This is a genomic window from Roseococcus sp. GW821-FHT12F05 (genome assembly GCF_058806835.1).
The window spans coordinates 271,771-297,565 of sequence record NZ_JBXAQB010000006.1 but is presented as its reverse complement, the minus strand read 5'-3'; the positions used below and the strand labels follow the sequence as shown (position 1 = coordinate 297,565).

General features: G+C 70.8%; 27 protein-coding genes. 23 read left to right on the top strand and 4 right to left on the bottom strand.

The window, feature by feature from the left end; translation table 11 throughout:
- Positions 1–169: 169 nt before the first annotated feature.
- Positions 170–715, bottom strand: coding sequence for a carboxymuconolactone decarboxylase family protein (locus AC1ROY_RS17775; RefSeq protein WP_493150192.1), 546 nt, complete (start codon positions 713–715; stop codon positions 170–172).
- A 135-nt stretch (positions 716–850) separates the two neighbouring features.
- Between AC1ROY_RS17775 and AC1ROY_RS17770 the strand changes: the two genes are divergently transcribed.
- From AC1ROY_RS17770 to AC1ROY_RS17735, 8 genes are read left to right on the top strand one after another with little or no spacing between them, the layout of a single operon-like run.
- Positions 851–1,828: a Bug family tripartite tricarboxylate transporter substrate binding protein gene (locus AC1ROY_RS17770; protein WP_493150191.1), complete on the top strand. Its 978-nt coding sequence runs from the start codon at positions 851–853 to the stop codon at positions 1,826–1,828.
- Positions 1,829–1,830: 2 nt separating this feature from the next.
- Complete coding sequence (locus AC1ROY_RS17765; RefSeq protein ID WP_493150190.1) at positions 1,831–2,697, top strand: HTD2 family dehydratase; 867 nt, start codon at positions 1,831–1,833, stop codon at positions 2,695–2,697.
- Positions 2,694–3,896, top strand: a complete 1,203-nt coding sequence (locus tag AC1ROY_RS17760; RefSeq protein WP_493150189.1) for a CaiB/BaiF CoA transferase family protein — start codon at positions 2,694–2,696, stop codon at positions 3,894–3,896. The genes AC1ROY_RS17765 and AC1ROY_RS17760 overlap by 4 nt, the downstream gene beginning before the upstream one ends.
- Positions 3,897–4,757: an HpcH/HpaI aldolase/citrate lyase family protein gene (locus AC1ROY_RS17755; RefSeq protein WP_493150188.1), complete on the top strand. Its 861-nt coding sequence runs from the start codon at positions 3,897–3,899 to the stop codon at positions 4,755–4,757.
- Entirely contained in the window at positions 4,754–5,149 is a 396-nt protein-coding gene (locus AC1ROY_RS17750; RefSeq protein WP_493150187.1) for a VOC family protein, read from the top strand. Before AC1ROY_RS17755 ends, AC1ROY_RS17750 begins: the two co-directional genes overlap by 4 nt.
- Positions 5,150–5,183: 34 nt before the next feature.
- A complete protein-coding gene (locus tag AC1ROY_RS17745; RefSeq protein WP_493150186.1) occupies positions 5,184–6,053 on the top strand; it encodes a DUF72 domain-containing protein in 870 nt (289 codons plus the stop codon).
- Complete coding sequence (locus tag AC1ROY_RS17740; RefSeq protein WP_493150185.1) at positions 6,050–6,970, top strand: oxygenase MpaB family protein; 921 nt, start codon at positions 6,050–6,052, stop codon at positions 6,968–6,970. The genes AC1ROY_RS17745 and AC1ROY_RS17740 overlap by 4 nt, the downstream gene beginning before the upstream one ends.
- Positions 6,971–7,020: 50 nt before the next feature.
- Entirely contained in the window at positions 7,021–7,704 is a 684-nt protein-coding gene (locus AC1ROY_RS17735) for an endonuclease III domain-containing protein (RefSeq protein ID WP_493150184.1), read from the top strand.
- Positions 7,705–7,715: 11 nt separating this feature from the next.
- On the opposite strand, the gene AC1ROY_RS17730 is transcribed toward AC1ROY_RS17735, so the two are convergent.
- Positions 7,716–8,786: an NAD(P)-dependent alcohol dehydrogenase gene (locus tag AC1ROY_RS17730; protein ID WP_493150183.1), complete on the bottom strand. Its 1,071-nt coding sequence runs from the start codon at positions 8,784–8,786 to the stop codon at positions 7,716–7,718.
- Positions 8,787–8,971: 185 nt separating this feature from the next.
- Between AC1ROY_RS17730 and AC1ROY_RS17725 the strand changes: the two genes are divergently transcribed.
- Complete coding sequence (locus AC1ROY_RS17725) at positions 8,972–9,862, top strand: LysR family transcriptional regulator (RefSeq protein WP_493150182.1); 891 nt, start codon at positions 8,972–8,974, stop codon at positions 9,860–9,862.
- A 6-nt stretch (positions 9,863–9,868) separates the two neighbouring features.
- Here the strand turns inward: AC1ROY_RS17725 and AC1ROY_RS17720 are convergent, their stop codons facing one another.
- Entirely contained in the window at positions 9,869–10,537 is a 669-nt protein-coding gene (locus AC1ROY_RS17720) for a Fe2+-dependent dioxygenase (protein WP_493150181.1), read from the bottom strand.
- Between the two features lie 43 nt (positions 10,538–10,580).
- Between AC1ROY_RS17720 and AC1ROY_RS17715 the strand changes: the two genes are divergently transcribed.
- The 14 genes from AC1ROY_RS17715 (at position 10,581) to AC1ROY_RS17650 (ending at position 24,019) form a co-directional block, all read left to right on the top strand.
- The gene (locus tag AC1ROY_RS17715) at positions 10,581–11,378 is read left to right on the top strand and encodes a hypothetical protein (protein WP_493150180.1); all 798 of its coding nucleotides are present in this window, start codon (positions 10,581–10,583) and stop codon (positions 11,376–11,378) included.
- 41 nt (positions 11,379–11,419) lie between these two features.
- A complete protein-coding gene (gene rfaE1 / locus AC1ROY_RS17710) occupies positions 11,420–12,835 on the top strand; it encodes a D-glycero-beta-D-manno-heptose-7-phosphate kinase (protein ID WP_493150179.1) in 1,416 nt (471 codons plus the stop codon).
- A 136-nt stretch (positions 12,836–12,971) separates the two neighbouring features.
- Positions 12,972–13,751, top strand: a complete 780-nt coding sequence (mepA, locus tag AC1ROY_RS17705; RefSeq protein WP_493150178.1) for a penicillin-insensitive murein endopeptidase — start codon at positions 12,972–12,974, stop codon at positions 13,749–13,751.
- Positions 13,752–13,766: 15 nt separating this feature from the next.
- Positions 13,767–15,374: a gamma-glutamyltransferase family protein gene (locus AC1ROY_RS17700; protein WP_493150177.1), complete on the top strand. Its 1,608-nt coding sequence runs from the start codon at positions 13,767–13,769 to the stop codon at positions 15,372–15,374.
- A gap of 64 nt (positions 15,375–15,438) precedes the next feature.
- Complete coding sequence (lgt, locus tag AC1ROY_RS17695; RefSeq protein ID WP_493150176.1) at positions 15,439–16,224, top strand: prolipoprotein diacylglyceryl transferase; 786 nt, start codon at positions 15,439–15,441, stop codon at positions 16,222–16,224.
- Positions 16,224–17,198 (top strand): class I SAM-dependent methyltransferase, encoded by a 975-nt coding sequence (locus AC1ROY_RS17690; RefSeq protein WP_493150175.1) that lies wholly within the window; start codon positions 16,224–16,226, stop codon positions 17,196–17,198. The genes lgt and AC1ROY_RS17690 overlap by 1 nt, the downstream gene beginning before the upstream one ends.
- Positions 17,198–17,932 carry a peptidoglycan editing factor PgeF gene (gene pgeF / locus AC1ROY_RS17685; RefSeq protein ID WP_493150174.1) on the top strand — a complete coding sequence of 245 codons (735 nt, stop codon included), beginning with the start codon at positions 17,198–17,200 and terminating at the stop codon, positions 17,930–17,932. Before AC1ROY_RS17690 ends, pgeF begins: the two co-directional genes overlap by 1 nt.
- A gap of 62 nt (positions 17,933–17,994) precedes the next feature.
- A complete protein-coding gene (locus tag AC1ROY_RS17680) occupies positions 17,995–18,864 on the top strand; it encodes a hypothetical protein (RefSeq protein ID WP_493150173.1) in 870 nt (289 codons plus the stop codon).
- A gap of 88 nt (positions 18,865–18,952) precedes the next feature.
- The gene (locus tag AC1ROY_RS17675) at positions 18,953–19,885 is read left to right on the top strand and encodes a ribose-phosphate pyrophosphokinase (protein WP_493150172.1); all 933 of its coding nucleotides are present in this window, start codon (positions 18,953–18,955) and stop codon (positions 19,883–19,885) included.
- A gap of 16 nt (positions 19,886–19,901) precedes the next feature.
- Complete coding sequence (locus tag AC1ROY_RS17670) at positions 19,902–20,519, top strand: glutathione S-transferase family protein (protein WP_493150171.1); 618 nt, start codon at positions 19,902–19,904, stop codon at positions 20,517–20,519.
- Positions 20,520–20,544: 25 nt separating this feature from the next.
- On the top strand, positions 20,545–21,171 hold the full coding sequence (locus AC1ROY_RS17665) for a glutathione S-transferase family protein (RefSeq protein ID WP_493150170.1): 627 nt from the start codon (positions 20,545–20,547) through the stop codon (positions 21,169–21,171).
- Complete coding sequence (locus AC1ROY_RS17660; RefSeq protein WP_493150169.1) at positions 21,168–21,782, top strand: glutathione S-transferase family protein; 615 nt, start codon at positions 21,168–21,170, stop codon at positions 21,780–21,782. Before AC1ROY_RS17665 ends, AC1ROY_RS17660 begins: the two co-directional genes overlap by 4 nt.
- Positions 21,779–22,348 carry a histidine phosphatase family protein gene (locus AC1ROY_RS17655; RefSeq protein WP_493150168.1) on the top strand — a complete coding sequence of 190 codons (570 nt, stop codon included), beginning with the start codon at positions 21,779–21,781 and terminating at the stop codon, positions 22,346–22,348. Before AC1ROY_RS17660 ends, AC1ROY_RS17655 begins: the two co-directional genes overlap by 4 nt.
- 153 nt (positions 22,349–22,501) lie before the next feature.
- Positions 22,502–24,019, top strand: a complete 1,518-nt coding sequence (locus AC1ROY_RS17650) for an amidohydrolase family protein (RefSeq protein WP_493150167.1) — start codon at positions 22,502–22,504, stop codon at positions 24,017–24,019.
- Between the two features lie 12 nt (positions 24,020–24,031).
- Here AC1ROY_RS17650 and AC1ROY_RS17645 read toward each other — a convergent pair whose 3' ends face one another.
- Entirely contained in the window at positions 24,032–25,732 is a 1,701-nt protein-coding gene (locus AC1ROY_RS17645; RefSeq protein ID WP_493150166.1) for a di-heme-cytochrome C peroxidase, read from the bottom strand.
- Positions 25,733–25,795 lie beyond the last annotated feature (63 nt).

The window sequence follows — 25,795 nt, the reverse complement described above, 5'->3', positions numbered from 1 at the left end:
TCTTCATGCCCACCCCGCCGAAGGAAGAGAATGCCGATCCCACCAAGCCCGCGGAGGGCGGCCGCCCTCCAGGCGCGCTTCTGATCGCGCATCTGCGCGGGAAAGGCGATGTCGCCATGAGCACCGATGAGGTCATGGCCCTGACGCGGGGGAACTGAGTGCCGCCCGCTCACCCCGGGAACGGATACTTCTCCAGGTACTTCTGGTACTCCGGCTCCACGTCGATCGCGAGGCTCGCCAGGGTGCGCACCACGGCGCAGTAGAAGGCCGCCGTCACCGTCAGGTCGACCATCGCCTCATTGTCGAAATGCTTCTGCAATTCGGAGAAGGTCTCCGGCGACATGGCGCCGGCATAGACCTCGCGCGCGCCCTTCAGCACCAGCTTCGCCAGCGGATCCAGTCCGTTCGGCTTCCCGTCCGTCTCGGCGATCAGCGCCTGGATATCCGCGTCCGTGACGCCGAAATCGTAGCCAATCTTCACATGGTGCGACCATTCGTAGGGCGAGCGCGCCAGCCAGCCCACCTGCAGGATCGCGAGCTCGCGCAGCCGCGCATCGAGCTTCATCCCGTAGCGGATGTACTGGCCCAACCCGGAAAAAGCCCGCGCCGCGCCGGGGCTGTTCACGAGGCAGCGGTGTAGCGTGATCATGCGCTTGAGCAGGTCGCGGTCGCCCTCGGCGAGGTCTTCCGGATTGAGGTAGGGCAGTCGGGCCATTCGTATTTCCTCCTAAGGACTCTTGCCGCCCAGCCTGCGTGTTCCTGATGCGCTTGAACAGCCGTCCGCGGCACTTTGACCCCTGCGGATTTCCGGGACAGATTGCGTTCAAACATGAACCCGAGGAAACATCCGATGAGCCACTGCGTCTCACGTCGTACCGCGCTGGGCGGCGCCATGGTCCTGGCCGCTCCCGGCATCGCGCGCGCCGCCTATCCGGACCGCGGCATCCGTCTCGTCGTGCCCTATGGCGGCGGCGGCCAGACCGACATCGTCTCGCGCGTCACGGCCGATGCGCTGCAGCAGCGGCTCGGCCAGCCCGTGCTGGTGGACAACCGCCCCGGCGGCGCCGGCAACACCGCCGCCGAGGCGGTCGTCCGCGCGCCGGCCGACGGCTACACGCTGATGATCGCGACCATGGGCACCAACAGCGGGCTGAACGCCATCCTCTACCGCAACCTCGCCTACGACTGGGAAAAGGATTTTCTGCCGGTCGGCCAGTTCTGCTCCACCGCCCACGCCGTCGTCGTGCATCGCTCCATCCCGGCCGAGAACTTTTCCGACCTCGTCGGCTGGATCCGCGCGAACCCGGGAAAATTCAACTTCGCCTCGGCCGGCGTCGGCGCCAGCACGCATCTGCTGATGGAGGATATCGGCGCGCATCTCGGGCTCGACATGGTGCACGTCCCCTACCGCCAGAGCACCCAGGCCATGACCGACCTGCTCTCCGGCCGCATCCACGCGCGCTGCATGGGCCTGCCGGAGGCCGAGACGGTGCGCGGCGTCGCCAGCGTCCGCCCGCTCGCCATCACCAGCGCCGAGCGGCGCGACGCCTGGCCGGGCGTGCCGACCGTGGCCGAGACCGTCCCGGGCTTCACCGGCCTCGCCTATTTCGGCCTCACCATGCGCACGGGCACGCCGCCCGAGGCCGTCGCGCGTATCTCGGCCGCGCTGAACGAGGCGCTGGCCGATCCCCGCGTGAAGGCGGGCTACGAGCGCGTCGGCGCCGACATCTCGCCCCGCAACACGCCCGAGGATTTCTACCGCGTCACCCGCGCCGATGCCGAGCGCTGGGGTCCCCTCATCCGACGTCTCAACCTGGTGGCCGACTGACCATGGACTTCTTCGAAGCGATCAAGCCGGTGCAGCGCGACTGGCTCGGCCATGTGCGCGTGACGCATGACGACGTGTCCCCCAGCATGCTGCGGCGGATCGCCGCCATGCTGGACCACGATCCCGACGCCTTCCCCCGCGGCGCGGTGCTGCCGCCGCACTGGTTCGGCATGTTCTGCTGCGAATCCGCGCGGCAGTCCGACATCGGGCCCGACGGGCACCCCAACAAGGGCGTGATCCTGCCGCCGATCCCCCTGCCCCGCCGCATGGGCGCGGGCCGGCGCGTGCGCATCCCGGGCCAGCTCCGCGTGGGCGACGCTCTCGTGAAGAAGTCCGAGGTCGCGGCCATCGAGCCCAAGCAGGCGCGCACCGGCATCATCTGCGTGCTCACCCTGTGCAACACCTTCGAGGTCGACGGCCAGGTCGTGGCGGTGGACGAGTTCGACGCGGTCTATCGCGAGGCGGTCCCGGCCGGCACGAAATCCCCGATCAACCTGGGCACGCCAGCACCCACCGACGCCGCGTGGTCGGAAGAAAAGCACCTGCCGAGTCCGCTGATCTTCCGCTACTCCGCGGTGACCTGGAATGCGCACCGCATCCACTACGACGCCGACTACGCCCGCGCCGAGGAGGGCTATCCCCAGACCGTGGAGAATGGCGGGCTGACCATGCAGCTGCTGCTCGATGCCGCCGTGAAGAACACGCCGTCCCACAGGCTGGTCGGCTTCGACGCCCGGCTGACGCGCCCGATCTATGTGGGCGACACCATCACCCTGGCCGGCACGGCGCTGAAGGACGGGAAGATGAATGCCTGGGTCGCCGACCGTGACGGAAAACTTTGCGCGCAGATGGAGCTGGAATTCGCATGAGTGGTCCCCTGGACGGCGTGAAGGTGGTGGACCTCACCACCGTCGTCGTCGGCCCCATCTGCACGCGCACCCTGGCCGACCAGGGCGCCGAGGTCATCAAGGTCGAGGCGCCCGGCGGCGACATCCTGCGCTTCCTCGCCGCCGGCAGCCGCACCCCCGCCATGAGCGGCAAGTTCATCAACTTCAACCGCAACAAGCGCAGCATCGGCCTCGACATCAAGCAGCCCGAGGGGCTCGCCGCGATGAAGGCGCTGATCGCGGAGGCCGACGTCTTCGTCACCAATGTCCGCCCGCAGGGGCTCGAGCGCGCCGGGCTGGATTTCGCCTCGCTTTCCAAGGCCAATCCCCGGCTGATCCACTGCGGCATCGTCGCCTTCGGGCGCGGCGGCCCTTACTACAACCGCCCTGCCTATGACCCGATCATCCAGTCGCTCTCGGGCGTGGCGGGCACCTTCCACCGCGCCACCGGCGAGCCGCGCTTCGTCCCCATGGTGATGACCGATCACACCACCGGCCTCATCGCCGCGCAGAGCGTCGGCTTCGCGCTCTACCGCCGCGAGAAGACCGGCGTGGGCGAAGCCATCGAGGTCCCGATGTTCGAGAACATGGCGAGCTTCGTCATGAGCGAGCATCTCGGCGCCTCCACCTTCGACCCGCCGGAGGGCCCCACCGGCGACCTGCGGCTGCTCTCGCCCGACTACCGGCCGCTGCCGACGCTGGACGGCCACATCACCGTGCGTCCCAACAACAACAAGCAGGCCTTCGCCTTCTTCGACGCGATCGGCCGTCCCGAGCTGAAGAACGACCCGCGCTTCCGGACCGCGCTGACCCGCACGGAGAACGCGCCGGACTACTTCACCATCCAGGTCGAGGCGCTCGCCACGAAGACCACCGCCGAGTGGCTCGATATCTTCGCCAAGGCGGACGTCCCCGCCGGCCCCTACAACACCATCGACGACCTGCTGGAGGACCCGCATCTGCAGGAGGTCGGCTTCTGGCATTTCGACGAGCACCCGACCGAGGGCCGCATCCGCCGCACCCGCGTGGCGAACACTTTCAGCGGCGGCATGCGCGAGGAGACTTTGCCCGCCCCGCAGCTCGGCCGGAACACGCGCGAGGTGCTGGCGGAGATGGGCTACGACGAGGCGCGGATTACGGCGATGCTGGAATCCGGCGCCGCCTTCGAGGGAGTGAAGTAGATGGCGGCCCCCAACTGGCGTTCCCTGCTCTTCGTCCCCGCGACCGCCGAGCGCTTCGTTGCCAAGGCCCACACCCGCGGCGCCGACGTCATCATCCTCGATCTCGAGGACAGCATCCCGCCCGGCGAGAAGCAGGCGGCGCGCGACGCACTGGCCAAGGCGGCCCGGACGGTGAACCAGGCCGGCGCCGAGGTCTGCGTGCGCATCAACCGGCCCATGGAGATGAGCGTCGTCGACATCGCCGCCGCCGTGATGCCGGAGGTCTCCGTCCTCATGCTGCCCAAGCTCATGGGCGCCGAGCATGTGAAGCTGCTCAGCGAGGTGGTCGCGGCACGCGAGGCCCTGCTCGACCTGCCGCGCGGCCACACCCGCTTCATCGGCGTGGTGGAGACGCCGCAGGCCCTGCCGCAGCTCCATGCCATCGCCCATGCCGATCCGCGCATGGCCGCGCTCGGCGTCGGCAGCGAGGACCTCTGCACCGAGATGGAGGCCGTGCCCGGGGCGGACAGCATGTACGTCTTCGGCATGCTGGTGGTGGCCGCGGCGCGGGGCGCGGGCATCCTGCCGCTGGGCTCGGTGGGCGCCTTTGCCGATTTCTCCGACCTGGAGGGCTACCGGGCCTCGCTGCAGCGGTCGCGCAAGCTGGGCTTCGGCTGCACGGCCTGCATCCACCCGCTGCACGTGCCCATCATCAACGAGGAATACGGCCCCTCGCCCGCAGAGGTGGACCGCGCGCGCCGGCTCATCGCCGCCTTCGACGAAGCGCTGCTCCAGGGGCTCGGCGCCGTCGCCTTCGAGGGCGCGATGATCGACCTGCCGGTGGTCGAGCGGGCGCGCAAGATCCTGGCGCGGGCGCGATGAGCGAGGTCCGTCCCTTCCTGATGTTCCAGGGCGGCGTGGCCGAGGAGGCCATGCGCTTCTACATCTCGCTCTTCGCCGATGGCGAGATCCTGGACATCACGCGCTACGGCCCGGGCGAGCCAGGCCCGGAGGGCAGCGTCTTCAGGGCGCGCTTCCGGGTCGGCGGGCAGGACATCCACTGCATCGACAGCCCGGTGAAGCACGGCTTCGACTTCACGCCCTCCTTCTCGCTCTTCGCCAATCTCGGCTCGGCGGAGGAACTGGACCGGGTCGCCGCCGCGCTCGGCGAGGGCGGCAGCTTCCTCATGCCGGTGGGCGAGTACGGGTTCAGCCGGCGCTTCGCCTGGGTCAACGACCGCTTCGGCGTCTCCTGGCAGCTCAACCTGGCCTGAGGCAACGGCCCGCCCTGCCAACCGTTTCGCCGGAATGGCCAAGGGCGACATCCGCATCGGCATCTCGGGCTGGACCTATGCGGGCTGGCGCGGGGCCTTCTATCCCAAGGGCCTCCCGCAGAAGCGGGAGCTCGCCTACGCCGCCGAGAAATTCCGGGCGATCGAGATCAACGGCACTTTCTACGGGCTGCAGAAGCCCGACGCCTTCGGCCGCTGGCGCGAGGAGACGCCCGACGGCTTCCTCTTCGCGGTGAAGGGCTCGCGCTACATCACCCATATGCGGAGGCTGCGCGAGATCGAGGTCCCGCTGGCCAATTTCCTGGCCTCGGGCGTGCTGCGGCTGGGGCCGAAGCTCGGGCCCTTCCTCTGGCAGTTCCCGCCGCGCATGAGCTTCGACCCGGAACGCTTCGACGCTTTCCTCGGCCTGCTGCCGAAGGACACCCAGGAGGCCGTGGCGCTGGCGAAGCGCCACGACACGAGGCTGGACAACCGCAGCTGGCTCGCCCCCGACGGCCACCGCAAGCTGCGTCATGCCGTCGAGATCCGGCACGAGAGCTTCTGCACGCCGCAGTTCATCGAGCTGCTGCGCAAGCACAAGGTGGCGCTGGTCTGCGCCGATACGGTGGAGTGGCCGCTGCTCATGGATGTGACCGCCGACTTCGTCTACGCGCGGCTGCACGGCTCCGAGCAGCTCTATGCCAGCGGCTACGGCGACAAGGCGCTGGACCTCTGGGCGAAGCGCGTCGGCGCATGGTCGGAGGGGCGCGATGCGCCGGACGGGACGCATGCCGGAAAGCCGGCTCGCCCCAGGAAATCGGGCCGCGACGTCTTTGTCTTCTTCGACAATGACGCGAAGGTCCGCGCGCCGGCCGACGCGGCCTCGCTCGTGAAGCGGGTCGCATGACGGACATCGCCGCCCGTTGGCCGATCCTCCGCCCCATGCAGCGGCGCCTCGATGAGGCGGCGCGGGACATGCTGCATGTGCCGGGGCGCCCCGCCATCGACTTCTCGCAGCCGGCCGGCGAGCCGGCCCTGGTCCCGCCGGATTCCGTCTCCTGGCGCGTCTTCAAGAACCCGGTGGCGCTCTTCATCGGCGGCGTGACGGCAGTGATCCTGGAGCTGGCGGAGCCCGGCGTGCGCACCGGCGTCTGGGAGCACTCCTCCTTCCGCACCGACCCGGTTCCGCGCCTTCAGCGCACCGGCCTGGCCGCGATGGTCACCGTCTACGGCCCACGCAGCGTCGCCGAAGCCATGATCGCCGGGGTGGTCCGGATGCACGAGAAGGTCGCCGGCCGCACGCCGGCCGGCGCAGCCTATCATGCCAATGACGCGGGATTGCTGAGCTGGGTGCAGGCCACGGCCGGCTTCGGCTTCGTCGAGGCCTATCATCGCTACGTGCGTCCCCTCGCGCCCGAGGAGCTGGACCGCCTCTATGCGGAGGGCGCACCGGCCGCGCGGCTCTACGGCGCGCTGGAGGCGCCGGCCTCGGAGGCCGAGCTGCACGCGCTTTTCGGGACGATGCGCAATCAGCTGGAGCCCTCGCCCATCGTCTTCGAATTCCTTGAGATCATGCGCCGCGCCCCGGCCCTTCCCGCCGCGGCCCAGCCGATGCAGGGCATGCTTCTCCGCGCGGCCGTGGAGATCGTGCCCGGCTGGGTACGCGCGCGGCTCGGCCTGACGGCGCGATACGGCCTCCGGTCCTGGGAGGCGCCGCTGGTGCGCGCGGCCGCGCGCTTTTCCGACGGGCTGATGCTGCCCTCGAGCCCGGCGGTGCAGTCGTGCCTGCGCCTCGGCCTGCCTGCGGACTACCTTTTCCGCTGAAGCCACCGCTTGATTTGTTCTCTTTATGTTCTATTTCTCCGCCCATGCAGATGGCATTCGACCTGGGAGCCAGGACCGAAATCGAGCGTATTCGCGACAGGCTCGCCGTGACGGCGCCCAGCTACGATTGGGTATCGGTGCGGGAGCCCATCGCTCAGCTCGTGAAATCGATGATCAGCAGCAAGACGCTGGATGCGGTTTCTTCCTCCGCCTTTGATCGGCTGGTGGATGCCTATCCCGACTGGAAGGCGCTGATGCAGGCAGACGCGGCAGACGTGACCGCGGTCATCGCCGATGTGAACTTCCCGGAAGGGAAGTCTCCGGAGGTCATCGAAGCTCTCCGCCGGATCTGGGCCGAACGGGGAAGTTTCGACCTCGATTTCCTGGGCGGTCTCACGGTCACGGCGGCGCTGGCCTGGCTGGAGCGGTTCAAGGGCGTGAAACGCAAGATCGCCGCCTCGACGCTGAATTTCAGCACGTTGAACCGGCCTGCCTTTGTCGTGGATACGCATGTGAAGCGGGTCATGCGGCACATCGGCATCGTGGGCCCGAAGGCGGATACCTTCCGGGTCTATGATAAGGTGATGGAGGCGACGCCGGACTGGGCCGCACGCGACTACGTCGATCTGCACGTCCTCATGAAGCGCCACGGCCAGACCTTCTGCCAGCACGACCGGATGTCGTGCCGGTCCTGTCCGCTCCAGGCCGGCTGCCGGACGGCGAGGAGCGCCTGAGGCCCGGCCGCCTAGGCCGCCTCCGCCTCCTGCCGCAGCGAGGCCATGTCGATCACGAAGCGGTACTTCACGTCGTTCTTCAGCAGCCGCTCATAGGCTTCGTCGACCGCCTGGATCGGCACGATCTCGACATCGCTGACGATCCCGTGCGCCGCGCAGAAATCGATCATCTCCTGCGTCTCCGGCATGCCGCCGATGGCCGACCCCGCCACGCTCTTCCGGCCTGCGATCAGGTTGATCCCCTGGATCGGCGGCGAGAGCTCCGTCAGCACGCCCACCAGCGCCATGGTCCGGTCGCGCTTCAGCAGGGCCAGGTAGGGGTTCATGTCGTGCGGCACGGGAATGGTGTTGAGCAGGAAGTCGAAGCTCGCGGCCTGGGCGGCCATGGCGGCCGCGTCGCGCGAGACCAGCACCTCGTCGGCGCCGAGGCGCGTGGCGTCCCGCCCCTTCTCCGGCGAAGTGGTGATCATCACCACGTCAGCGCCGAAGGCCTTGGCGAACTTCACGCCCATATGGCCGAGGCCGCCGAGCCCGATCACGCCCACCTTGTCGCCCGGCCCCACCTTCCAGTGGCGCAGCGGCGACCAGGTGGTGATGCCGGCGCAGAGCAGCGGCGCCACGGCCTTGAGGTCCATGCTCGCCGGCACCTTCACCACGAAGCGCTCGTCCACCACGATCTGCTCGGAATAGCCGCCGAAGGTGAGCTGGTCGCGGTCGGCGCGCTCGCGGTCGTTGTAGGTGTAGGTGGGGACGTACTCGCAATACTGCTCGAGCCCGTCGTCGCAGGCGAGGCAGCGGCGGCAGGAATCCACCATGCAGCCGACGCCGGCGAAGTCGCCCGCCCGCAGCTTCGCGACCTCGGCACCGGTCTTCACGACCCGGCCGACGATCTCGTGCCCGGGCACCATGGGATAGATCGAGCTGCTCCAGTCGTTCCGCACCTGGTGGAGATCGGAATGGCAGATGCCGGCGTAGAGGATCTCGATCTGCACGTCCCGCGGGCCGGGATCGCGGCGCTGGAAGCTGAAGGGGACGAGCGGCGAACGAGCGTCATGGGCGGCGTAGCCGCGGACCTGGAACATGAGGGCATCCTTCCGGAACGGCGGCGCGCCGGACGGGGGCGCCGCGAACAGGCACCGGCCCGGCATCCCCGCGGCCTGGGCCCCCGGAGTTTGCGAGCTGATGTCCTTTCCGGGATAATCGCTGTGGCCCCGCATTCAGGCAAAGTGGATTTCCGCGACGACCTATTGAAGAGAATTCATCAATCATGCCGCAGCCCAATCTCGCCCATCTCGGCGTCTTCTCGGCCGTTGCCCGGCATTCCAGCTTCCAGAAGGCGGCGGCCGAGACGGGCCTCTCGACCTCCGCCGTGAGCCACGCCATCCGCGGGCTGGAGGAGCGCTTCGGCGTCGCGCTCTTCAACCGCACCACCCGCAGCGTCGCCCTGACCGAGGCCGGGCAGCGGCTGCTGGAACGGCTCCAGCCGGCGTTGCGCGATGTGGGCGACGCGATCGATGAGATGAACAACTTCCGGGCCACGCCGACCGGCACCTTGCGCCTCAACAGCTCGCGCGCCGCCATCCGCCGGATCGTCGCACCTCTGATGGCGCCCTTCCTGACCGCTCATCCGGAGATCCGCCTGGAGGTGGTGGACGATGACGGCTTCGTGGACATCGTGGCCGGCGGTTTCGATGCCGGCATCCGGCACGAGGAGAGCGTGCCCGAGGACATGGTGGCCGTGCGGCTCGGCGCGGCCTTCCGCTTCGCCATGGTCGGCAGTCCCGCCTATCTCGCGCGCCATCCGCCGCCGAAGCGCCCGGAGGACCTGGCGCAGCACGACTGTATCCGCCACCGCTTCCCGAGCGGCCGCTTCTACCGCTGGGAGCTGGAGAAGGACGGCCAGGCCGTCGTCGTGGAGGTGAAGGGCCGGGTCGCGCTCGGCGACGAGCTGCTGGGGGTGCGCGCCGCCCGCGACGGCCTCGGGCTCGCCCTCCTGGCCGACGACCTGGTGCTGGAGGACATCGCGGCCGGCCGGCTGATCCGCGTGATGGCCGACTGGTGCCCGGATTTCCCGGGCTTCATGCTCTACTACCCCCGGCAGCGGCGCATGACCTCGGCGCTGCGGGCCTTCATCGACATGGCGCGCCGAAGCGGCTGAGGCGGCTCAGGGCTCCGCCCATCTCCGCAGCAGGTTGGCGTGGCTCTTGGCCAAGAGGTCGAAGATCGCGCTCTTGCCCTCGCGGTCGAAGACCTGCTGCCGGGCCGTGTCCAGGTCGAAGAGGATCTCCCGCTTCCCGGCGTCGCGGACCAGGCTCTGCACCCAGGTCACCGCCACGCGCCGCTCGCCGGAGGTCACCGGGGCAACGCGGTGCAGGCTCGTCGCGGGATAGACGATGGCATCGCCGGCGCCGAGCTTGAACGCCTGCTCGCCGGCGGAATCCTCGATCACCAGCTCGCCGCCCGCATAGCTCTCGGGCGCGGTGAGGAAGACGGTCACGGCCACGTCGCTGCGCAGCGGGTCGCTCCCCATCAGCGCGTCGTCCACATGCGTGCCGTAGGATTCGCCCCCGCCGTAGCGCGCGAAGAGCGGCGGCGCGATCCGGCGCGGCTGCACCGCCGAACGGAAGACGGCGTGCTCGCGCAGCGCGGCGCTCACCAGGGCGGCGGCCTCGCGCGCCGCGGGATGTCGGCCGACCGCCTGGCGATTGGCCTTGACCAGCCGCGCATGCCAGCCGGCCGTGCCCGCCCCGTCCTCGAACTCGGCGCCTTCGAGCAGCGCCTCCACGCGCGCAAGTTGCCCGGCGTTCAGGATTTGGGAAAGGCACAGGATCATGGAGGCATGCTAGGATGGCCGCGCCTCAGGGAGGAGTGCGCCGATGATCGGCCGGCGGGTTTCGACGAAGATGTGGCTCGGCCTCGGCGCCTTCACGCTGGTGGGCGGCACCGCCGCCGCGCAGCCGGCGGCGCCCGCGATCCCGGCCGCGCCAGCCACCCAGGGCGGCGAAGGCGGTGAGGCCGGCGGCGAAGGCGGCATCGACCCGGCGCTGGCCGCCACCGACCCGGTCGAGTTCCTCGTCGCCATGGACGTCATCGCCGCGCACTACGCCGCCGGACACGACATCTACCGGCTCGGCGAGGCCCAGGCGGCCGGCGAGATGTTCGCCCACCCCATCGCCGAGGTCTATGCCGACATGGAGGAGGTGCTGACGCGCCTCGGCGTCGCCGATTTCCGCGAGGCCATGGAGCGCGCCTCCACCCTCGCCCTCGATCGCGCGCCCACCGCCGAGGTCGAGCGGGCGGTGGCGGCCGTGCGGGCCGCGCTGCACGCCGCCGAGGCCCATGCCCCCGGCATCGGCGCGACGCCCAAGGTGCAGGCCGTGGTCATCGCCGACATGGCCGACCGCGCCGCGCTGCAATACGCGATGGCGCTGCGCGAGCCGGACCAGCTCGAGCCCTATCTCGACGGCTACGGCCTCTACCGCGCCGCCGCCGACCGCACCACGCGCGTCGAGCCGGAGCTGCGCGGGGCGAACCTCGGCGCGGTGCTGGAGGCGATCCAGGGCACCCTCGCCGCCCTGGCCGTCGCCTATCCCACGGCGACCCGGCCCGCGGCGCCGGCCGATTCCGGCCCTGTCCTCGCCGCCGCCGCGCGGCTGAGGCTGGCGCTGAACTGACGCCTCTTCGGCCCACGCCCGTCCGGGTATAGAAGCCTTCCATGCTCGACCTCTCCGGTCGCCGGATCGTCTGTCTCGGCGACGTCATGCTCGACCGCTTCCTCTACGGCGACGCGAACCGGCTCTCGCCCGAGGCGCCGGTGCCCGTGGTGCGGCTCGGGCGCACGCAATCCATGGCCGGCGGCGCGGGCAATGTGGCGCGCAACATCGCGGCGCTGGGCGGGCTGCCGGCGCTGATCGGGCTCGTGGGCGAGGATGCCGAGGCGGAGGAGCTGGCCGGGCTGCTCGGCGGCGCGGCGCGGCTGCTGCGCCATGCCGGCCGGCGCACGACGGTGAAGCTGCGCGTCATCGCCGGGCGCCAGCAGATCGTCCGGGTGGACGACGAGGTGGTGTCCGAGGCCAGCGTCGCCGAGGCCGCTTCCATCGCGGTGACCCTGGCGCAGGTGCTGGCGGATGCCGAGGCGCTGATCCTCTCCGACTACGGCAAGGGCGTGCTGACGCCGCCGGTGATCGCCGAGGCGATCGCGGCGGCGCGGGCACGCGGCATCCCCGTCATCGCCGATCCCAAGGGGCGCGACTTCTCCCGCTATGCCGGCGCGGCCTGCCTGACGCCCAATGCGCGCGAGCTCGCCGAGGCCACGGGCCTGCCGGTCGGCTCCGACGCCGAATGCGAGGCCGCGGCGCGGGCCGTGCTGGCCGAGGTGGCGGTGGACGCCGTGCTCGCCACGCGCAGCGAGAAGGGCATGATGCTGGTGCGCCGCGACGCGCCCGCCGTCGCGCTGCCGACCATGGCGCGCGAGGTCTTCGACGTCTCGGGCGCGGGCGACACGGTGATCGCCACCCTCGCTCTGTCCGTCGCGGCGGGGCTCGACCTGGAGGCGGCCATGCGCGCCGCCAATGCCGCCGCGGGCGTGGTGGTCGGCAAGCTCGGCACCGCGACCTGCTCGGCGGCCGAACTCGACCATGCGCTACGCGAGGCCGAGGGCGCCACGGGCGAGATGCTCACCTGGCCGGCGGCGCAGCGGCTGGTGCAGTCCTGGCGGGACCAGGGACTGGTGGTCGGCTTCGCCAACGGCGTCTTCGACGTGCTGCATGCCGGGCACACCCGGATGCTGCGGGCGGCGCGCGGGCATTGCGACCGGCTGGTGGTGGCGCTGAACGCCGATGCCTCGGTGCGCCGGCTGAAGGGCCCGACGCGGCCGATGAACCCGCTGGAGGATCGCGCGGCCGTCATGGCGGCGCTGGCCTCGGTGGATGCGGTGATCGCCTTCGAGGAGGACACGCCGCTGGAGGCGATCCTGGCCCTGCGGCCGGACCGGCTGTTCAAGGGCGCGGACTACCGGATCGAGGAGGTGGTCGGCGCGAAGGAGGTGGCCTCCTGGGGCGGGCGGACGGAGCTGCTGGAGCTGCTGCCGGGGCGGTCCACGACGGGGTTGCTGGAGCGGGCCCGTGGGTAAGCGAGGGGGCTTTGCCCCCTCGCGCTCCCCCACCAGGAAACTCGTTTCCTGGACCTTCCTTCCCTTCAGTGATCGAAGATCCAAGAAACTGAGTTTCTTGGTGGGGAGTTTGAGGGGCAAAGCCCCTCAAGTCCTTTTGTTTCTGCTCCTGGCTTTCCCGGCCTTCTCCCAGACTTGGTCCACCGTCGGTCGTCCCAGCACGGGCCCCGCCCGCGTCATCGGCACCACCGGCCTCGGCTGCATCGCCGGCGCGGTGGAGCTCCCACCCGAGGGCCCCGGCTACCAGGCCGTGCGCCTCTCGCGGAACCGCAACTGGGGCCATCCGGACCTCATCCGCTTCGTCCAGTCCTTCGCCGCGCGCTCGGGCCAGGACCTCTGGATCGGCGACCTCGGCCAGCCCCGCGGCGGGCCCATGCCCACCGGCCACGCCAGCCACCAGGCCGGGATCGACGTGGACATCTGGCTCGACCTCAGCCGCAAACCGGCCATGAGCCGCCCCTCCCGGGAAAGCATCCCCGAGACCTCGCTGGTCCTGCCCGACCAGTCGGCCGTGGACCCGTCGCGCTTCACCGAGGCGCATGCGCGGCTGATCCGGCTGGCGGCCGAGAGCCCGGGCGTGGAGCGCATCTTCGTGAACCACGGCATCAAGCGCAGCCTCTGCGCCATGCACCGCGGCGAGCGCTGGCTCCACTTCGTCCGCCCCTGGTTCGGGCATGACAGCCACATGCATGTCCGCCTGCGCTGCCCGGTCGGCTCGCCCGACTGCCGCCCCGGCCCGCCCATCCCGGCCGGCGACGGCTGCGATGCCGGCCTCGACTGGTGGCTGAGCGACGAGGCGCGGCATCCCCGCCCTCGCCCGCCCGGCCCCCGCCCGCCCCTGCCGGCCGCCTGCACGGCGGTGCTCCGAGCTCCCTGAGAAAGGAAACCGACCATGGCCTATGAGGGCATCCGGGCACGCCGCCCGCTGATCATGGGCCGCCGCGGCGCGGTGGCCACCAACCATCCGGTCGCAACCGCCGCGGGGATGGAGGTCCTGCGGGCCGGCGGCACGGCGGCGGACGCGGCGGTGGCGATCTCGCTGACCCTGGGCGTCGTCGAGCCGCACATGTCCGGCCTCGGCGGCGACGGCTTCTATCACCACTGGTCCGCGAGGACGGGCCAGGCGGAGACCTATGCCGGCACCGGGCAGGCGCCGGAAGCGGCGACCGTCGCGCGCTACCGCGCCGAGGGCGGCATCCCCGTCTTCGGCCCTCTCTCGGTGCAGACGCCCGGCAAGGTCGCGGGACTCGCGGCGCTGCATGCCGCCCATGGCGCGAAACCCTGGGGCGCTCTGTTCGGCCCCGCCCTGGAGGCCGCGCGCGACGGCTTCGCCGTCACCCATGCGCTGCGCCACTTTTGCGGCGAGAACCGCCAGAAGCTGGAACCGGATGCGGTCAGCGCCGGACTCTACCGGCCGGGCGGCGCGCCGCCCACGCTGGGCGCCGTGGTGACGCAGCCCGCGCTGGCCGAGACCCTGCAGCGCCTCGCCGAGGGCGGCCCCGCGGCGTTCTTCGGCGGCCCGCTCGCGCAGGACATCGCCGCGGATCTGGCGGAGGCGGGCACGCTGGTCGCCCTCGGCGACCTCGGCGCAGTGAAGCCGCTGCTGGCGCCGCCCATCGGCATCTCCTGGCGCGGCTTCGAGATCCGGCAGACGCCCGCGCCCTCCATGGGCTTCGCCCTGCTGCAGATGCTGAAGATCGTGGAGGGCGCCGACCTGGAGGCGCTCGGCTGGGGCAGCGCCGCGCTGATCCATCTGATGGTGGAGGTGAAGAAGCGCGCTTTCCTCGACCGCGAGCTCGAAGCGGGCCGCGACTCGCCGGATTTCACGGGGCTGCTCTCCGCCGCGCGCGCCGCCTCCCACGCGTCAGCGCTCGGCGAGCGCGCCGCGCATCTGCCGGTGCGCGCCATGGCCGAGGCCGACACCACCTATTTCTGCGTGGTGGACACGGACGGAAACGCCGTCTCCGGCATCCAGTCCCTCAACTCGGCCTTCGGCTCGGGCGTGACGGGCCGGCGCACGGGCATCCTGCTCAACAACCGCATGTCCTACTGGCACCTGGACGCCGGCCACGCCAACGAGCTCGCGCCCGGCCGCCGCGTGCGCCACACCATGAACGCGCCGATGGTGATGAAGGACGGCAAGCCCTGGATGGTCTTCGGCACGCCCGGCGCCGACAACCAGGTGCAGGTCAACTTCCAGGTGCTGGTCGCCTGCGCCGTCTTCGGCATGGATCCGCAGCAGGCGCTGGAGGCGCCGCGCTGGACCTCCTCCCAGCCCGGGCAGGAATCCAACTACCCCCATGCCGGCGGCGACGTGCTGACGGTCGAGCGCGGCATCGGCGAGGCCGCCATCGCCGGGCTGCGCGAGCGCGGCCACGAGGTGAAGGTGGTCGCCGACCTCGAGGGCGCCTGCAGCGTCGAGGCGATCCGCGTGCTGGAGAACGGCATGCGGATGGCGGCCTCCGACCCGCGGCGGGACGGCTGGGCCGGCGCGTGGTGAGGCGCGGTATGGCAAGACGGGGCCCGCTTCCCTGAGTCGCGGCGGCGGGCTACCCCTGCCGCCCATGCAATTCCCCCAGATCGACCCCGTCGCGATCCAGATCGGCCCGCTGGGCATCCGCTGGTACGCGCTCGCCTATATCGCCGGGATCGTGCTGGGCTGGCGGCTCATGCGGCGGCTGGTGGTGGCCGAGCCGAAGGTCGCCACATCCGAGCAGGTCGACGATTTCGTGACCTGGGCGACGCTGGGCGTGATCCTCGGCGGGCGGCTGGGCTACGTGCTGTTCTACCGTCCCGGCCACTACCTCTTCCATCCGTTGGAAGCGCTGATGGTCTGGCAGGGCGGCATGTCCTTCCATGGCGGGCTGCTGGGCGTGGTGGTGGCGACGGTGTGGTACACCCGCAGCCAGAAGATCCCGACGCTGTCCTTCGGCGACCGCGTCGCGATCGTGGCGCCGATCGGGCTGTTCTTCGGGCGCATCGCGAACTTCATCAACGGCGAGCTCTGGGGCCGCGCGGCCGACCTGCCCTGGGCCATGGTCTTCCCTGGCGACCGTCTGCAGATCCCGCGCCATCCCAGCCAGCTCTACCAGGCGGGGCTGGAGGGCATCGCGCTCTTCACCCTGCTGATCATCCTCTGGAGCTTCCCCGCGAACCGGCGGCGGCCGGGCTTCTTCCTCGGCGCGATGGCGGCCGGCTACGGCGTGGCGCGCATCATCGGCGAGTTCTTCCGCGAGCCCGACCCGCAGCTCGGCTTCCTCTTCGCGGGGGCCACCATGGGGCAGCTGCTCTCGCTGCCGATGGTGCTGATCGGCGCCGTCCTGATCTGGCGGAGCCGGCGCAGCGCCTGATGGAACGGCTCGACGCCTTCATGGCGCGCGCGGCCCAGGCCTACTACGCCAGGGGCGAGGGCATCGGGCGGGACTTCACCACGGCGCCCGAGATGAGCCAGGCCTTCGGCGAGTGCCTGGGCCTCTGGGCGGCGGTGACCTGGCAGGCCATGGGCGCGCCGGGCCGCGTGGTGCTGGCCGAGCTGGGGCCGGGGCGCGGCACGCTGATGGCGGATGCGCTGCGGGCGGTGGACGAGATGGTGCCGGGCTTTTCCAGGGCGGCGGAGGTCCATCTCGTCGAGACCTCGCCCATGCTGCGAAGCCTGCAGGCCAGCCGGCTGAAGGGCCGCGTGGCCGCCTGGCACGACGGGATCGCGTCCCTGCCGGAGGGCCCCGCGATCGTCCTCGCCAACGAGTTCTTCGATGCCCTGCCGATCCGGCAATTCGTGCGGCGCGTAGACGGTTGGCGCGAACGCTTCATCTCGGATGGAAGCTTCGTGGAACAATCATCTGAATATTTTGAAGATGCTGCTGAAGGCGCGATCCGCGAGATTTGCGAGCCGGCCCGGACCGTCGCCGCCGCGCTGGCGCGCCGGCTCGCGGCCCAGGGCGGGGCGCTGCTCGCCCTCGACTACGGTCCGGCCGAGAGCGGCTTCGGCGACACGCTCCAGGCGCTCCGCGACAACGAGCGGTCCGACCCGCTCGCCGATCCCGGCGAGGCCGACCTCACCGCCCATGTTGATTTCGCCGCCCTGGCCGCTGCCGGGCGATCGGCGGGCGCGGCGGCCCATGGTCCGCTCCCGATGGGCCTGTTCCTCCAGCGCCTCGGCCTGATGGCCCGCAGCGCCATGCTGGCCCGGATGAAGCCGGCCTCCGCCGGCCTGGTCCTTTCCGCCGCCCAGCGCCTCGTCGCGCCCGAGGGCATGGGGCGGCTGTTCAAGGCGCTGGTCCTCGCCCACCCTGCCCTCCCCACCCCGGCCGGATTCGAGTCCTGATGGCGGAGTTCCTCACCCACCCCGCGCTGTCGGCGCGGCACGGCTTCTTCACCCGCCGCGGCGGCGTCTCGACCGGCGCCTATGCCGAGCTGAACTGCGGCCTCCGCGGCGACGATCCGCCCGCGAACGTGGCGGAGAACCGCGCCCGCGTGGCCCGCGCCGTCGGCGCCGAGCCGGCCGGCCTGCGCTCGCTCCGCCAGGTCCACGGCCCCCGCGTCGTCGAGGCGAACGCCCCCTGGGACGCCCTGCCCGAGGCCGACGGCATGGTGACGCGGGCGCCCGGCGTGGCGCTGGGCATCATCACCGCCGACTGCGCCCCCGCCCTCTTCCAGGACCCCGAGGCCGGGGTGATCGGCGCCGCCCATGCCGGCTGGCGCGGCGCCGTCACCGGCGTGCTGGAGGCGACGGTCGAGGCCATGGTCGCCCTAGGCGCCCGGCGCGACCGCATCGCCGCCGTCATCGGCCCTTGCATCGCCCAGGACAGCTACGAGGTCCGCGCCGACCTGCGCGACGCCGTCGCCGATATCAGCTTCTTCGCCCCCGGCCGCGACGCCGAGCACTTCCAGTTCGACCTCGCCGGCTATTGCGTGGCGCGGCTGCAGGCGGCGGGGGTGGCGGCCGCCGCCCTCGGCCTCGACACCCTCTCGGACGAGGCCCGCTTCTTCAGCCACCGTCGCCGCACCCTGGCCGGCGGCGGCCCCCTGGGGCACCAGATATCCGCGATCGTGCTATGACCCCGTCATGCCCTACCTGTTCATCTTCCTGCTGCTGCTGATCCTGGGGGCGATGGTGTCCTGTGTCCTTTCGTAGCCCCCTTCTCCTGGCGCTCCTGCTTCTTCTCGGCGCCTGCTCGAACAGCATCACGCCCCATTGGGGCAATCCCGGCGCGGCCTCGCGGCGCCTCGCCATCCCGCTCGCCGTCCGGCTCGCCGTCCGCCCGCCGCCCGAGGCGCTGCTCGACGACACCAATGCCAGGCTCCTGGCCGACGCCGTCGCCGACGGCCTCCAGGCCGCCGACGTCCCGGCCATCTCCACCACCACGCCCCTGCCGCTCGACTGGAAGCTCGAGATCACCGCGGAGGTCAACGGCGCGAACGTCCAGCCGCGCTTCGTGATCCGCAATGCCGACGGGCAGGACCAGGGCGCCGTCGACATCACCCCGGTGCCCGCCCGGAACTGGGCCGAGGCGACGCCCGAGCTCATCAGCGCCGTGGCCACCCAGGCGATCCCCCGCGTCACCCAGATGCTGCTCTCGGTGCAGGCGGCCCGCGCCGCAGCCAGCCCGGCCGCCATCTCGGCGGGGCCGCCGCGCGTGCGGTTCATCCCCATCACCGGCGCCCCGGGCGACGGCAACACGGCGCTCACCTCCCGCATGCGGACCTTCCTGGGCAATCTGGGCTACGTGATGCAGGACACCGCCGAGGGCGCGGCCTTCGCCGTGACGGCCGAGGTCAGCGTCATGCCGGTGAACCCGGCGACGCAGCGGGTGGAGATCCAGTGGATCGTCTCCCGGCGCGACGGCCACGAGCTCGGCCGGGTCGTGCAGCTCAACGAGGTCCCCGCCGGCTCGCTCTCCCGCTTCTGGGGCGATGTCGCCTATGTGGCGGCCGAGCAGGCCGCCGGCGGGGTGCAGACCATCATCCGCAACGCCGCCACCCCAGGTTGAGGGACGCTCCCGCCAGGGCGGCAAGTTTACACTTGGGCGCCGGGAGGCTATCGACGGCCCGCCAGCCGAACCAGGGATATTTGGGCCGATGAAGATCGTTGCGTGCAACAGCAACCTGCCCCTGGCCAAGGCCGTCGCCGACAAGCTGGGGATGCCGCTGACCAACGCCTCGGTCCGCCGCTTCGCCGACATGGAGGTCTTCGTCGAGATCCACGAGAACATCCGCGGCGAGGATGTCTTCGTCATCCAGTCCACCAGCTTCCCCGCCAACGACAACCTGATGGAGCTGCTGATCACGCTGGACGCGCTGCGCCGCTCCTCGGCGCGGCGGGTGACGGCGGTGATGCCCTATTTCGGCTATGCCCGGCAGGACCGGAAGAGCAGCCCCCGCTCGCCGATCTCGGCCAAGCTGGTGGCCAACCTCATCACCCAGGCCGGCGCCGACCGCGTGCTGACGATGGATCTGCATGCGGGCCAGATCCAGGGCTTCTTCGACATCCCCGTCGACAACCTCTTCGCCGCGCCGCTCTTCTCGCGCGACATCCAGACGCGCTTCGCCGGCCGCGACCTGATGGTGGTGAGCCCGGACGTCGGCGGCGTGGTCCGCGCCCGGACCATCGCCCAGCAGATCCACTCCGACCTCGCCATCATCGACAAGCGCCGCCCGCAGGCCGGCGTCTCCGAGGTGATGAACGTCATCGGCGACGTGACGGGCCGGGACTGCATCATCATCGACGACATCATCGACAGCGGCGGCACCCATTGCAACGCGGCCCAGGCGCTGATGGACCACGGGGCGCGCTCGGTCAGCGCCTATGTGACGCACGGCGTCTTCTCCGGCGGCGCGGTGGCGCGGGTCGAGAAATCGCCGATCGAGACCATGATCGTCACCGACAGCATCGCCGCGACCTCGGCGGTGCAGGAGGCGACCAACATCCGCCAGCTTCCCATCGCGCCGCTTCTCGCCGAAGCTATGCGGCGCATCAGCGAGGAGAGGTCGGTCTCGTCGCTGTTCTTCTGAACCTCAGGGAGGCCACATGAAGCTCTTCCACGGACCCGGTGCCTGCTCGATCGGCATCCACGTGATCCTGGAGGAGCTGGGCATTCCCTTCGAGACGCAGCGCGTCTCCACCCGCGACGGCTCCGTCCGCAGGCCGGAATACCTGGCGATCAATCCCAAGGCCAAGGTGCCCGCGCTGATGCGCGACGACGGCTCCGTGCTGACGGAGTTCCCGGTCATCGCCTGGTGGCTCGCGAAGTCCAACCCCGGGGCGGGGCTGATCCCGGCCGATGTCGAGGGCGAGGCCCGCGCGCTGGAATGGATGGACTACCTCTGCGGCACCGTGCACCCGCAGGGCTTCACCCGGCAGTTCCGCCCCGAGAACTTCGCCCGCGACGAGGCCGACAGGCCGCGCGTGGTCGAACAGGGCAAGGCGCTGGCGCGGGGCTACCTGGAGCTGGTGGACAGCAGGATCGCCGGCGACCCCTGGCTGCTGGCCTCGGGCTATTCGGTGGCCGACGCCGCGCTCTTCTTCCTCGCCAACTGGGCGACCTCCCCCCTCGGCATGACCCTGCCGCCCAGGGTCGCGAAGCATTACGAGGCCATGCAGGCCCGCCCCGCCGTCCAGCGCGCCGCCGCGCGCGAAACCGCCTGAACCCAACCAAGAAGGAAAACGTCCGATGAAGCTGTACTATGCCCCCGGTGCCTGTTCCCTCGGCATCCACGTGCTGCTCGAGGAGAGCGGCGCGCCCTACACGCCGGCGCCGCTGAACCTGCGCGAGGGCGCGCAGTTCAAGCCGGAATTCACCTCGATCAACTCCAAGTCGAAGGTGCCGACGCTGCAGCGCGACGACGGCACGGTCGTGACCGAGTTCCCTGCCATCGCCTATTGGATCGCGGCGAAGTTCCCCGCGGCGAAGCTGATGCCCGAGACCCCCGAAGACCAGGCCAAGGCGATCGAGGTCACGGACTACGCCGTCGCGACCATGCACATGCAGGGCTTTTCCCGGATGTTCCGCCCGGCCAACTTCGCGCCGTCCGAGGGCGACCACGAGGCGGTGACGGCCCGCGGCAAGGAGCTCTTCACCAAGGGCCTCGCCTGGCTCGACAAGGTACTGGAGGGCAAGGACTACGTGGCCGGCAGCTTCAGCTTCGGCGACGCGGCGCCCTTCTACGTCACCTTCTGGGCCAAGGAGCGCATGAAGCTCGACCTGCCGCCCAATGTCGCCGCCTTCTACAAGCGTATGCTGGCCCGGCCGGCGGTCGCGAAGGTCATGGCCGACGAAGGCCTGGCGGTCGCCGCTTGATCCTCTACGTCTCCACGCGCAGTTCCAGCCTGGCCGCGAGGCTTGCCTTCGCGCTGTCGGGTCTGCCCGGAGACGTGAAGGAGATCAGCCTGCGCCAGGGCGAGGGCCGCACGCCGGAATATCTGGCCATCAACCCCAAGGGCCAGGTCCCGGCCCTGGTGCTGGATGACGGCCAGGCGCTGACCGAGACGCCGGCCATCCTGCTGGCGATCGGCGAGATGGCGCCGGCAAGCGGCCTCATTCCCAGCGACCGCATGGGACGCTGGCGGGTGGTGGAGTGGCTCTCCTGGTGCGCCTGGCACCTGCCGCGGAGCTTTCACCCGGGCTTCGCGCCCGGCCGCTTCGGCCCGGCCTTGGCGGAGGGCGAGATCCGCGCCTCGGCCCTCGGCCGGGTGGGCGACATGCTCTCCTATGTCGAGACCGGGCTCGGTAACCGCGACTGGATCGTCGGCGATGCCGTGACCGTCGCGGATTGCTACATCGCGATGATCACGGTGCTCGCCGGCTTCCTCGGCGTGGCGCCGCCCGATGCGCTCCTGGCCCACCGGAAGCGCCTCTTCTCCCTCCCCGTCCTCACGGACACGCTGGCAGCCGAAGGGTTCTCCGCATGAGCCTCAATCCCATCCCCTTCTGGTATCTCCGCCACGGCGAGACCGACTGGAACGCCGAGGGGCTCAGCCAGGGCAATGTCGACATACCCCTGAACCATGTCGGCATCCTGCAGGCGAAGCGCGCGGCGCGAACGATGCATCCCGTGCCGATCAGGACCATCGTCTCCTCGCCGCTCAGCCGCGCCAAGGACACGGCGGACATGGTGGCCGAGGTGCTGAAGCTGCCGGTCCTCGTGGACGAGGAACTGCGCGAGGTGGCCTTCGGCGTCCAGGAAGGCCTGCCCATGGGCGACTGGTACGACGACTGGATCGCCGACAAATTCACCCCCGAGGGCGCCGAGACCTTCGCCGGGCTGCGCGCCCGTGCCGTCCGCGCCATCAACCGCGCGACCGCCCTGCCCGCCCCGGTGCTGGTGGTGGCGCATGGGGCGCTCTGGCGCGCCTTTCGCTACGAAGCGGGTCTGCCCGCCAATGTCCGCACGCCCAACGCGCTGCCGCTGCACGTGAAGCCGGACGGCCAAGGCAGCTGGACGATCGAGGCGCTCGAGCTCGTTCCGGAGTTTTAGCGAGGGGCTCTGCCCCTCGGTTGTCTCCCCTTCGGGGCCAACCCCCGCCAGGGCTTTTGGCCCTGGCCCCAAAAACAGGCGGAAGGTGCAGGAAACTCAGTTTCCTGCCGGGGTGCGCGAGGGGCGGAGCCCCTCGAACCAATGGAGAAGACCATGGCGAAGGCAGAACCAGGCTGGCAGATTCTCCGCGGCGGTCGCGTGGTCGAGGTGACCCGCCGCCGCGCCACCCACGCCGACATCCTGATCCAGGACGGCGTGATCCGTGAGGTCGGCGAGAATCTCGCCGCGCCCGAGGGCACGGCGGTCGTCGACGCCTCGGGCTTCCTGCTGCATCCCGGCCTGACCAACGCCCACACCCACGGCCATGGCGGCCTCGGCCGCGGCCAGGGCGACCGCTGGAGCCTGGAGACGCTGCTGGCCTCCGCCCCCTGGGTCGGCGGCAGCCGCGCGCTGGCCGACAAGCGGCTTTCGGCGCTGCTCTGCGCGGCCGAGATGGTCGCCAAGGGCTGCACCTGCGCCTACGATCTCTGCACCGAGATTCCGCTCCCCTCCGTCGATGGGCTGGACGCGGTGGCCGACGCCTATGCCACCGTCGGCATGCGCGCCGTGGTCGCGCCCATGGTGGCCGACCGCTCGCTCTACGAGGCCATTCCCGGCCTGATGGACGCCCTGCCCGACCGGCTCCGGCGCGAGGCCGAGAAGATCAGGCTGCGCCCCTGGGAGGAGACCATCGCCGTCATGGACGCGGCGCTGCGCAACTGGCGCTGGAACGCCGAGGACATCCGCTTCGCCGTCGCCCCCACCATCCCGCACCACTGCACCCAGGAATTCCTCTGCGGCTGCCGCGACCTCGCGCAGAGATACGAGGTCGGCATCCACAGCCACGTCGCCGAAAGCAAGGTCCAGGCGCTGGTCGGCATGCAGCGCTACGGCATGACCCTGACCCGCTACATGGACAGCCTGGGCCTGGTCGGGCCGCAGTTCACCGTGGCGCACGGCGTCTGGCTGGACGACGACGACCTGCGCCTGCTGGCCGACCGCGGCGCCTCCATCGCGCACAATCCCGCCTCCAACATGAAGCTCGGCAACGGGATGTTCCGGCTGAAGCGGGCGATCGACCTCGGCGTGAATGTCGGGCTCGGCACGGACGGCGTGACCAGCGGCGACAACTGCAACATGTACGAGGCGATGCGGCTCGCCGCCTTCACCTCGCATGTGCAGACGCCCGACCCGCACGCCTGGGCGACGGCCGAGCAGGTCTATCTCGCGGGCACGCTGGGCTCCGCGCGCGCGGCCGGCTTCACCGACATCGGCGCGATCGAGCCGGGGATGAAGGCGGACATCGTCTTCCTCGACCTCGTGACGCCGCACTGGATGCCGCACAACGCGACGCTGAACCAGATGATCCACGCCGAGGATTCGACGGCGGTGCGGCACGTCATGATCGGCGGCCGCTTCGTCTATCGCGACGGGAAGCACACCACCCTCGACATGGCGAAGCTGGCAGCCGAGGCCGAGGAGGCGCGCGACCGGCTGGAAGCGGCCAATGCCGAGCAGAAGGCGCTGTTCGATCTGCTGGAGCCCGTGGTGGCGAGCTTCTGCTCCGGCCTTGCGGCGCGGCCCTACCACCTCTCCCGCTACATGTGCGACGCCCCGAATTCGGGGATCTGACCAGCCGGCGGGTCAGAGGGTCTTCAGGAACTCCACGATGTCCCGCCGTTGTGCTTCCGTCAGCGCCGGGCCGATGACGCCGTTGCCGCGCGGCCCGTCGCGGAATTCGTGGCCGCGGTTGGAATTGCCGGGGATCGTCGTGTCGAAGGGGAAGCCCCCGGGGAAGACGCCGGTCTCGAAGCCGACATTCACGGGATCGAACTGCCGGCTGCCGACGATGAAGGTCCTGTCGCGCTGGTCGGCCGGAACCAGCATCTGGTGGAGGCTCGGCACCGAGCCGTTGTGCAGGTAGGGCGCCGTCGCCCAGACGCCGTCCAGCGGGCGCGCGCGGTAGGCGCCGAGGGCGCGCCACTCGTTGTCCCGGAAGCCGTCCATCTCCCGGCGCTGCGCGGGCGATATGTTGTTCTGTTCGTACCAGGTCCGGATCACCTCGGTGGTGACGCGCCGCAGCCCCTCGGCGGCGGAGACCGGCGTTCGCGAACCGGTGTCCGGATAGGCGCGGCGCCGGACGAAGTTCATCGCAGCCGCCGGATCGGTGCCGATGTGCTCGAGCGCGACCATGTTCAGGCGCAGCTCCGGCCGTTCCGCCTCGCCGGGAGCGCCCGCCGCCATCGCCCAGCGCCCCGTGTGGCAGCCGGCGCAAAGATCCCCGTAGAGCGCCGCCCCGCGGGAGGCGGCCGCCCGGTCGATCGGGCCCAGCAGCCGCTCCGGCCAGGGCGGCGGCCGCAGCCCGGCCCGAGGGGCGGGCCCGGCCAGCAGGCGCTCCATCTCGTGGATCGTGTCGAGCCGCACGGTGGTGCGGTAGAGTTCCTGGCGCGAGCCGGTGAGCGTCGTGCCGGCGCGCACGCCCATCGCCTCCGCGACGTTGCGGCCCATCGGCTGGCGGATGGCGCCGTTGTACTGCACCCAGTCGAACCAGGATGCGTCCCAGAGGGCGGGGAAGCTCACCGGCCCATCAGCGACGGCGAAGTTGCGCCGGTCGTTCAGCCCCGTTCCGAAGACGAAGTTCCCGCCGCGACCGAGCGCATCGAGGCGGCCGAAGCCCTCCACCACCGGGTAGAGCCGGTTCGCCTGCGCGATGTCGAGCTCGCTGCGCCCGGCCGCGACCGCGCGATCCAGCCGGTCCTTCAGGCCTTGCCGGGCTTCGGACGTCATCCCCGTGCCCAGCACGGCCGCGGCGAAGCGGTCGAAGCGGATGTCGGATCGCTGCGTCAGCAGCAGGGCGAACCCGAGCTCCTGCTGGAAGGCGGCCGTGTTGGTCATGGCGGGCCCGCCGTCGATCCGGATGGCGCGGCCGCCCCGCTCGATCTGGCCGGTGTGGCAGGCGGCGCAGGTCAGGCCCACGACCGTCTCGGGGCGCCCGTCGGCCGCGGGGAAGCGGTCGTCCGGGGCGAAGCCGACCGGCAGCCCATGGGGGTTGGCCGCCGAAACAGGATCGGGCAGGAAGCCGAAGCGGGCCAGGTACCCGGGCGCGGCGAAGCGGGAGGAGCCGATCAGGCTGACCCCCGGCTGCTCCAGGGCGAGGAACCAGGCCAGCGGCATGAGCCGCGTGCCCTGGGATGCGTGGTAGAACCAGCCGCGCTGGGCTTCCGTCCAGTTCTGCTCCGCGAAGGCGAGGTCAGCCGGCGGCCGGTATTCAGGCAGCTCGGCGCAGCCCGCCGCCAGCGCGAGGAACAGCGACGCGACACCACCGATACCCATTCGTCCGGCCATTTGCAGATCGCCTTGTACTTGCCATCGGGACAGTAGGCGCGGAACGACATGCGGCTCAAATGA